9 protein-coding genes are annotated in these 7853 nt (G+C 37.3%); 7 read left to right on the forward strand and 2 right to left on the reverse strand.

What is annotated here, in order from left to right; genetic code table 11:
* Positions 1-1028: ISL3 family transposase (locus KQI94_RS14660; RefSeq protein WP_216454553.1), on the reverse strand; the 1028-nt coding region annotated here is incomplete at its 3' end.
* Positions 1029-1359: 331 nt separating this feature from the next.
* Between KQI94_RS14660 and KQI94_RS14665 the strand changes: the two genes are divergently transcribed.
* The 5 genes from KQI94_RS14665 (at position 1360) to vanZ-A (ending at position 5943) form a co-directional block, all read left to right on the forward strand.
* On the forward strand, positions 1360-2328 hold the full coding sequence (locus tag KQI94_RS14665) for a D-lactate dehydrogenase VanH-A (RefSeq protein WP_001059542.1): 969 nt from the start codon (positions 1360-1362) through the stop codon (positions 2326-2328).
* A complete protein-coding gene (gene vanA, locus KQI94_RS14670; protein WP_001079843.1) occupies positions 2321-3352 on the forward strand; it encodes a D-alanine--(R)-lactate ligase VanA in 1032 nt (343 codons plus the stop codon). The genes KQI94_RS14665 and vanA overlap by 8 nt, the downstream gene beginning before the upstream one ends.
* Before the next feature lie 5 nt (positions 3353-3357).
* Positions 3358-3966: a D-Ala-D-Ala dipeptidase VanX-A gene (locus KQI94_RS14675; RefSeq protein ID WP_000402348.1), complete on the forward strand. Its 609-nt coding sequence runs from the start codon at positions 3358-3360 to the stop codon at positions 3964-3966.
* A gap of 427 nt (positions 3967-4393) precedes the next feature.
* On the forward strand, positions 4394-5305 hold the full coding sequence (gene vanY / locus KQI94_RS14680) for a VanY-A/VanY-F/VanY-M family D-Ala-D-Ala carboxypeptidase (RefSeq protein ID WP_000732308.1): 912 nt from the start codon (positions 4394-4396) through the stop codon (positions 5303-5305).
* 152 nt (positions 5306-5457) lie between these two features.
* Entirely contained in the window at positions 5458-5943 is a 486-nt protein-coding gene (gene vanZ-A, locus KQI94_RS14685; protein ID WP_000516404.1) for a glycopeptide resistance protein VanZ-A, read from the forward strand.
* Positions 5944-6229: 286 nt separating this feature from the next.
* Here the strand turns inward: vanZ-A and KQI94_RS14690 are convergent, their stop codons facing one another.
* On the reverse strand, positions 6230-6559 hold the full coding sequence (locus KQI94_RS14690) for a metalloregulator ArsR/SmtB family transcription factor (protein WP_000754864.1): 330 nt from the start codon (positions 6557-6559) through the stop codon (positions 6230-6232).
* A 304-nt stretch (positions 6560-6863) separates the two neighbouring features.
* Here KQI94_RS14690 and KQI94_RS14695 point away from each other — a divergent pair, with 304 nt between their 5' ends.
* Positions 6864-7193: a hypothetical protein gene (locus KQI94_RS14695; RefSeq protein ID WP_000629052.1), complete on the forward strand. Its 330-nt coding sequence runs from the start codon at positions 6864-6866 to the stop codon at positions 7191-7193.
* Entirely contained in the window at positions 7183-7470 is a 288-nt protein-coding gene (locus KQI94_RS14700; RefSeq protein ID WP_000312841.1) for a type II toxin-antitoxin system RelE/ParE family toxin, read from the forward strand. Before KQI94_RS14695 ends, KQI94_RS14700 begins: the two co-directional genes overlap by 11 nt.
* Positions 7471-7853 lie beyond the last annotated feature (383 nt).

The following is a 7853-nucleotide window of genomic DNA, read 5'->3' on the forward strand; positions in this document are numbered from 1 at the left end:
ACAGCGTAAAGAAAGTCTTGATATAACTGATAGCCTACACGCAAAGCAGGGCTCCCTTTCAGTAAGCGATCCACAATATCGGTCTCTGTTAAATGAGCTTTGAAGCCAGGTCGCCAAAGGCGTCGAGTATAATCAAGCTTGCGTTCATCTTTTTGAAGAAGTTTCCAGTATCTTTTTAATTGCTTACCTAATTGATAGTGTTTTTGTTCTTTGCTTTTTAATAGTTGGTTCGTTTCTTTGATTCGATGATTGCGAAAGGTACGACCAATATGTTGGACGATGTGAAACCGGTCAATAATCAGCTGTGCTTTTGGAAACAGCTTTTTAACGAGCGATACATAAGGAGCGTACATATCAATCACGATCCATTCGACCGCTTCACGAATTTCTCGTGAAAAATGACTAAAATAACGTTTTAAAAAAGGCAGTTGTCGGTTCTCGACAATGTCCAATAAGCGCTGTGTTTGTCCATCCATCATGATGAAACTCATAGCACCTGAAACACCCCGAACTGATTTGAATTCATCAAAACAAAGTACCTTAGGTAACGGTGTCCGAAAAGGATTCAACGGACGATAAAATCGCTTCATAATACGGTAAACAGAAGAGACCGATAGATTTTTCTGAGCGGCGATCTCTGTCATTGAGGTATTTTTTTTCAGACGAGTCACGACAGACCAGCGGACTTTCTCACTGATGAAACAATGTTTTTTCGCAACAGAAGTATCTGCGACAAAGGTCCGCTGACAACCTTTGCATTTGAAGCGTTGCTTTTTCAATTCGAGGTAGGTACGGGATTCAGAAACATCGTTCATTAACAACCGGACGGTTGATGTACCCCACCGCACTATATCTGAAGCAATCTGGTGTTTACAGTGGATGCATTCTTGGGCTGTATAAATCAAGTTTCCACGATAAATATGACAGATTTGCCCTTTGTATTTTTCTTTTGTGAGACAATTTTCGTTAAAAGTAACTGATAAGTCTAGAATATCTAATGTTTCTTTGATAAGGTGAGTGTAAGACATCTTGATTCCTCCTTTTGGGTTGGTTCGCCAAATTAATTCTAAAGGATTTCAAGGTGTCTTTTCTATATGTTTTGGAAAATAAAAAAGATGCTGGTGTCATCCACCAACATCAAAAAGTATAGAGCCATAATTTTTTAGGAAAATCTCAAGGTTATCTTTACTTTTTCTTAGGAAATTAACAATTTAATATTAAGAAACGGCTCGTTCTTACACGGTAGACTTAATACCGTAAGAACGAGCCGTTTTCGTTCTTCAGAGAAAGATTTGACAAGATTACCATTGGCATCCCCGTTTTATTTGGTGCCTTTCACAGAAAGGGTTGGTCTTAATTATGAATAACATCGGCATTACTGTTTATGGATGTGAGCAGGATGAGGCAGATGCATTCCATGCTCTTTCGCCTCGCTTTGGCGTTATGGCAACGATAATTAACGCCAACGTGTCGGAATCCAACGCCAAATCCGCGCCTTTCAATCAATGTATCAGTGTGGGACATAAATCAGAGATTTCCGCCTCTATTCTTCTTGCGCTGAAGAGAGCCGGTGTGAAATATATTTCTACCCGAAGCATCGGCTGCAATCATATAGATACAACTGCTGCTAAGAGAATGGGCATCACTGTCGACAATGTGGCGTACTCGCCGGATAGCGTTGCCGATTATACTATGATGCTAATTCTTATGGCAGTACGCAACGTAAAATCGATTGTGCGCTCTGTGGAAAAACATGATTTCAGGTTGGACAGCGACCGTGGCAAGGTACTCAGCGACATGACAGTTGGTGTGGTGGGAACGGGCCAGATAGGCAAAGCGGTTATTGAGCGGCTGCGAGGATTTGGATGTAAAGTGTTGGCTTATAGTCGCAGCCGAAGTATAGAGGTAAACTATGTACCGTTTGATGAGTTGCTGCAAAATAGCGATATCGTTACGCTTCATGTGCCGCTCAATACGGATACGCACTATATTATCAGCCACGAACAAATACAGAGAATGAAGCAAGGAGCATTTCTTATCAATACTGGGCGCGGTCCACTTGTAGATACCTATGAGTTGGTTAAAGCATTAGAAAACGGGAAACTGGGCGGTGCCGCATTGGATGTATTGGAAGGAGAGGAAGAGTTTTTCTACTCTGATTGCACCCAAAAACCAATTGATAATCAATTTTTACTTAAACTTCAAAGAATGCCTAACGTGATAATCACACCGCATACGGCCTATTATACCGAGCAAGCGTTGCGTGATACCGTTGAAAAAACCATTAAAAACTGTTTGGATTTTGAAAGGAGACAGGAGCATGAATAGAATAAAAGTTGCAATACTGTTTGGGGGTTGCTCAGAGGAGCATGACGTATCGGTAAAATCTGCAATAGAGATAGCCGCTAACATTAATAAAGAAAAATACGAGCCGTTATACATTGGAATTACGAAATCTGGTGTATGGAAAATGTGCGAAAAACCTTGCGCGGAATGGGAAAACGACAATTGCTATTCAGCTGTACTCTCGCCGGATAAAAAAATGCACGGATTACTTGTTAAAAAGAACCATGAATATGAAATCAACCATGTTGATGTAGCATTTTCAGCTTTGCATGGCAAGTCAGGTGAAGATGGATCCATACAAGGTCTGTTTGAATTGTCCGGTATCCCTTTTGTAGGCTGCGATATTCAAAGCTCAGCAATTTGTATGGACAAATCGTTGACATACATCGTTGCGAAAAATGCTGGGATAGCTACTCCCGCCTTTTGGGTTATTAATAAAGATGATAGGCCGGTGGCAGCTACGTTTACCTATCCTGTTTTTGTTAAGCCGGCGCGTTCAGGCTCATCCTTCGGTGTGAAAAAAGTCAATAGCGCGGACGAATTGGACTACGCAATTGAATCGGCAAGACAATATGACAGCAAAATCTTAATTGAGCAGGCTGTTTCGGGCTGTGAGGTCGGTTGTGCGGTATTGGGAAACAGTGCCGCGTTAGCTGTTGGCGAGGTGGACCAAATCAGGCTGCAGTACGGAATCTTTCGTATTCATCAGGAAGTCGAGCCGGAAAAAGGCTCTGAAAACGCAGTTATAACCGTTCCCGCAGACCTTTCAGCAGAGGAGCGAGGACGGATACAGGAAACGGCAAAAAAAATATATAAAGCGCTCGGCTGTAGAGGTCTAGCCCGTGTGGATATGTTTTTACAAGATAACGGCCGCATTGTACTGAACGAAGTCAATACTCTGCCCGGTTTCACGTCATACAGTCGTTATCCCCGTATGATGGCCGCTGCAGGTATTGCACTTCCCGAACTGATTGACCGCTTGATCGTATTAGCGTTAAAGGGGTGATAAGCATGGAAATAGGATTTACTTTTTTAGATGAAATAGTACACGGTGTTCGTTGGGACGCTAAATATGCCACTTGGGATAATTTCACCGGAAAACCGGTTGACGGTTATGAAGTAAATCGCATTGTAGGGACATACGAGTTGGCTGAATCGCTTTTGAAGGCAAAAGAACTGGCTGCTACCCAAGGGTACGGATTGCTTCTATGGGACGGTTACCGTCCTAATCGTGCTGTAAACTGTTTTATGCAATGGGCTGCACAGCCGGAAAATAACCTGACAAAGGAAAGTTATTATCCCAATATTGACCGAACTGAGATGATTTCAAAAGGATACGTGGCTTCAAAATCAAGCCATAGCCGCGGCAGTGCCATTGATCTTACGCTTTATCGATTAGACACGGGTGAGCTTGTACCAATGGGGAGCCGATTTGATTTTATGGATGAACGCTCTCATCATGCGGCAAATGGAATATCATGCAATGAAGCGCAAAATCGCAGACGTTTGCGCTCCATCATGGAAAACAGTGGGTTTGAAGCATATAGCCTCGAATGGTGGCACTATGTATTAAGAGACGAACCATACCCCAATAGCTATTTTGATTTCCCCGTTAAATAAACTTTTAACCGTTGCACGGACAAACTATATAAGCTAACTATTTCGGCAGGAAACCCGACGTATGTAACTGGTTCTTAGGGAATTTATATATAGTAGATAGTATTGAAGATGTAAGGCAGAGCGATATTGCGGTCATTATCTGCGTGCGCTGCGGCAAGATAGCCTGATAATAAGACTGATCGCATAGAGGGGTGGTATTTCACACCGCCCATTGTCAACAGGCAGTTCAGCCTCGTTAAATTCAGCATGGGTATCACTTATGAAAATTCATCTACATTGGTGATAATAGTAAATCCAGTAGGGCGAAATAATTGACTGTAATTTACGGGGCAAAACGGCACAATCTCAAACGAGATTGTGCCGTTTAAGGGGAAGATTCTAGAAATATTTCATACTTCCAACTATATAGTTAAGGAGGAGACTGAAAATGAAGAAGTTGTTTTTTTTATTGTTATTGTTATTCTTAATATACTTAGGTTATGACTACGTTAATGAAGCACTGTTTTCTCAGGAAAAAGTCGAATTTCAAAATTATGATCAAAATCCCAAAGAACATTTAGAAAATAGTGGGACTTCTGAAAATACCCAAGAGAAAACAATTACAGAAGAACAGGTTTATCAAGGAAATCTGCTATTAATCAATAGTAAATATCCTGTTCGCCAAGAAAGTGTGAAGTCAGATATCGTGAATTTATCTAAACATGACGAATTAATAAATGGATACGGGTTGCTTGATAGTAATATTTATATGTCAAAAGAAATAGCACAAAAATTTTCAGAGATGGTCAATGATGCTGTAAAGGGTGGCGTTAGTCATTTTATTATTAATAGTGGCTATCGAGACTTTGATGAGCAAAGTGTGCTTTACCAAGAAATGGGGGCTGAGTATGCCTTACCAGCAGGTTATAGTGAGCATAATTCAGGTTTATCACTAGATGTAGGATCAAGCTTGACGAAAATGGAACGAGCCCCTGAAGGAAAGTGGATAGAAGAAAATGCTTGGAAATACGGGTTCATTTTACGTTATCCAGAGGACAAAACAGAGTTAACAGGAATTCAATATGAACTATGGCATATTCGCTATGTTGGTTTACCACATAGTGCGATTATGAAAGAAAAGAATTTCGTTCTCGAGGAATATATGGATTACCTAAAAGAAGAAAAAACCATTTCTGTTAGTGTAAATGGGGAAAAATATGAGATCTTTTATTATCCTGTTACTAAAAATACCACCATTCATGTGCCGACTAATCTTCGTTATGAGATATCAGGAAACAATATAGACGGTGTAATTGTGACAGTGTTTCCCGGATCAACACATACTAATTCAAGGAGGTAAGGATGGCGGAATGAAACCAACGAAATTAATGAACAGCATTATTGTACTAGCACTTTTGGGGTAACGTTAGCTTTTTAATTTAAAACCCACGTTAACTAGGACATTGCTATACTAATGATACAACTTAAACAAAAGAATTAGAGGAAATTATATTGGGAAAAATATTATCTAGAGGATTGCTAGCTTTATATTTAGTGACACTAATCTGGTTAGTGTTATTCAAATTACAATACAATATTTTATCAGTATTTAATTATCATCAAAGAAGTCTTAACTTGACTCCATTTACTGCTACTGGGAATTTCAGAGAGATGATAGATAATGTTATAATCTTTATTCCATTTGGCTTGCTTTTGAATGTCAATTTTAAAGAAATCGGATTTTTACCTAAGTTTGCTTTTGTACTGGTTTTAAGTCTTACTTTTGAAATAATTCAATTTATCTTCGCTATTGGAGCGACAGACATAACAGATGTAATTACAAATACTGTTGGAGGCTTTCTTGGACTGAAATTATATGGTTTAAGCAATAAGCATATGAATCAAAAAAAATTAGACAGAGTTATTATTTTTGTAGGTATACTTTTGCTCGTATTATTGCTCGTTTACCGTACCCATTTAAGAATAAATTACGTGTAAGATGTCTAAATCAAGCAATCTGATCTTTCATACACATAAAGATATTGAATGAATTGGATTAGATGGAAAACGGGATGTGGGGAAACTCGCCCGTAGGTGTGAAGTGAGGGGAAAACCGGTGATAAAGTAAAAAGCTTACCTAACACTATAGTAACAAAGAAAGCCCAATTATCAATTTTAGTGCTGAGGAATTGGTCTCTTTAATAAATTTCCTTAACGTTGTAAATCCGCATTTTCCTGACGGTACCCCCAAACTAAGATTTCATAGATAGATTTTCTGATAACTTTAAAAAACACGAATAGCGGAAAGGATGTCTTCATTCGCTAAAGAGTAATAAACTACTTTTCCATCTTGACGTGATTTTGCCATTCCATGTTTTTTTAAAAAACGTAAATGGTGTGACGTTGTAGCGACACTAGCAGTAAGTATTTCTGCTAAATCACAGACGCACATTTCCTTATAGGTTTCTAAAGCATAGAAAATTTTAATTCTAGAAAAATCGCTGAAACATTTCCCTAACACAAGTAAGTTTGAAAAATCTTTTTGATCCAATTTATTTTTTATTCCATTTACTTTTTCTTTATGTACGACAGTCACTTGGCAAACTTTTTTCATTCATCTCACCTCACATTCAAACGATTATTTGAATGAAGTATACCTATTTGATCACTCTTTTGTCAATCTACCTTAATTCCAATACACTATTATAAGCAATTTCATGTATTGAAGTAAACTTACTTGCAAGTGCGTTTTTGATTCCAAGTTAAAAACATATTATTATTCTACATAATTTCCTAATCAAATAAAACTCCTTTGAAAATTGTTCTAAAGGAGTTTTATTATTTTGTATTTCTACTAAAAATAGCGTACAATGTAATTACTAAGTAATTACGAAATGTAAAATAATGGAGGAAATAATATGATTACAAAAACAAGAAAACAAGGAAATTCTATTATGTTAACGGTCCCTAAAGAATTCGATGTGCCCAATGGTGTTGAAGTAGAAGCTAAGCTTGTAGAGAATGGTATCCTTTATGAGTTTGTAGAGCCTAAAAAAGAATTTTTTGATTTTAGTGAAGATATTTTGGCTGATATTCTTTCAGAAGGTTATAGCAAACAAGAGATCTTAAAAGAATTTAGAAATAGAAAAAATGCGTTAACTTCTGCATTTAAATCTATTGCTGAAGATACTGTTGCAAATTCTAAACCGATGACAAAAGAGGAGTTGGCAGCAGAAATTGGCTTATGAGATTCTACCTTCTAAACACGTAATAAAGTATCTAAAAAAATTAAAAGAGAAAACATTAAAAGAACAATTTTTAACGATAATTTATGATGAGATAGCAGTTCGTCCTCATTCGGGAGAACAAAAAACGGGTGATTTATCAGGAATTTGGGCTATTGGATTCAAGTATGCAGGTACGACATATCGCGTTGCATATGAAATTAAAGATAATGCAGTGATACCTATCTTACTATGTGGAACGCATGAAAATTTTTATGAACAATTAAAAAAGATTAGGTAAGAACCCAATGTTTCAACTTGAGAGGATAGACGACACTTTAAAAGATAATTTTTAACAGCTGAGAGTTGTAATACCCTATAATTTTAAACCACTAACCTATATATTTATGAAAAATAGAAAAAATTAAAACGCATTTTAAGCCTCTTTCAAATTAAAAGCTTCATCCTTATGCACAAAGAGGGCTTAAAATGCGTTATTTTATATTGTTTTTTAGTAATAATAAAAAAATCACTCTAATTCTCCCATAAATATCCTGAATAATTCATAGCTTTAATTCTTTGGCACATTTTATTGAAATATGTATCACTAATATCCCTATCAACTGATTTTGACTAAAAAGTTACTTCAAACATTCACTGTTCAAAAATATTGAGGAATAAATT

It is taken from the genome of Enterococcus sp. S183_ASV_20, from assembly GCF_018919685.1.
GTDB lineage: Bacteria > Bacillota > Bacilli > Lactobacillales > Enterococcaceae > Enterococcus > Enterococcus faecalis.